This is a genomic window from Streptomyces sp. HSW2009 (genome assembly GCF_040240285.1).
Classification (GTDB): domain Bacteria; phylum Actinomycetota; class Actinomycetes; order Streptomycetales; family Streptomycetaceae; genus Streptomyces.
This window is the reverse complement of record NZ_JBEHZD010001041.1, coordinates 1-1,105: the sequence shown is the minus strand read 5'-3', so window position 1 is coordinate 1,105 and position 1,105 is coordinate 1. Positions and strand designations below refer to the sequence as shown.

Below are 1,105 nucleotides of genomic sequence, written 5' to 3'. Positions count from 1 at the left end.
GCCCTGGTGGTCCGCGCGGTCTGGTGCGGGTCCCGGTCCCGACGGGCGGATGCGTACGGGGCGGGGCTGGTGGAGCGGGTGGGGCGGGTGGCGCGGGTGGGGCGGGCAAAACGGAGGTGCAGGGGCTGGGACGAACTGTGGTGAACCGGGGTGGTCCGGAGTGGACGGGGACGGTCTCGGACGGCCCGGGACGGGCTGGGGCGGACAGGGACGGACGAGCCCGGCGGGGTCGGCCGCATGGTTGGTCACCGAACTGCTGGCCGGTGGTTGACCTGGTCTTCCCACCGCCTTTCCACCGCCAGCAAGGCTTTGTACGGTCGTACGAGATCGCGGAACACAGAATTCCAGGGAACTCTACGAAGCGATCGACCGTCGGCAACGATACCGGCACACGGAACGGCCCCCACGGGACGGGGGCGCGCGCGGGAGGTAGCGTCTGGACTGCGAATCCGCCGGGAAAACCGGAGCATCCGCCCCGGAGGCCCGGGAAAATCACCGGATGTCCGGGGCCGGCAGGGGCGGGGCCGCGCGGATCGATCGGGGGATTCGCTGATGACGTGGGAACCACAGTCCCGCCCGCGCCCAGGCCGGCCGGGGACCGCCGGGCCAGCAGGCCCGGCACGCGGGACGACGACACAAGGGGAAGACACACTCCACATGCCGGACCCATGCCGCCGCGCGGCTCACCGCTTCCCACAGTCCTCCGTACGCAGCGGGGGGACGCGATGAGGTACGCCGACACGCCCCGCGCCACGCCGCTCCTGCGCGACCAGCAGCCCCCGTCATCGGCCGCCTCCCCGGGCGACGACCGGGACGGCCGCCCGCAGGCGCAGCAGCCGCACCAGCCGCAGGACGCGCAGCCGGGCCAGCAGCCCGGTCAGCCGTCGGGCCAAGCGTCTGGTCAGGCGCCCGCGGCGCCGGGCGCGGGCCACCGGCCCGCCGACCCGCGCGGTAGCGAACCGGACGGCGGCCGTCGCGAGGATGAGCAGCCCGCCGCGACCGCCGGCCAGGACGGTCCGCAGGCCGGCCCGAACGGCCCTGCCGACGACCCGCGCGGCAACCAGGACGGCACGCCGGCCGGCGGTCAGAACAGCAGCCGGGACGA

Annotated in this window: 1 pseudogene; it reads left to right on the top strand. The window is 75.1% G+C overall.

Annotated features, from left to right (window positions below):
* Positions 1-725: 725 nt before the first annotated feature.
* Positions 726-1,105: pseudogene (locus AAHZ94_RS34435) on the top strand (hypothetical protein); the annotation flags it as partial.